General features: G+C 42.0%; 1 protein-coding gene. It reads left to right on the top strand.

The window, feature by feature from the left end; genetic code table 11:
• On the top strand, nucleotides 1-317 hold a 317-nt coding region (locus HC175_RS22335; protein ID WP_369074372.1), incomplete at both ends, for an alpha/beta fold hydrolase.

Raw genomic sequence — 317 nt, 5'->3', positions numbered from 1 at the left:
GTCAGTGATTTCGGAGACAGGTTTCCTCGGGGAGAGGAGCTGGAAGCTTGGCGGCAAAAAGGTATCGCCTATATAGAGAATTTACGCACAAAACAGCAAATGCCTCATCTTTTTGATTTCTATGAGGATTTTGTTAACAATGAGGAAAGGCTCACCATCTCCAGGTCGGCTGAAAAATTAAAAATTCCCACTCTTATCATTCATGGTACCGGCGATGAAACGGTTTCGGTAGATAATGCACATGACCTGCATGAATGGATAAAGAATTCTGAACTCTTCCTGCTTAAGAACAGTGATCATGTTTTTGAGGTTTCTCA

This window comes from Salinimicrobium oceani (genome assembly GCF_012037645.1).
This window is presented reverse-complemented; position numbering and strand designations above follow the sequence as displayed.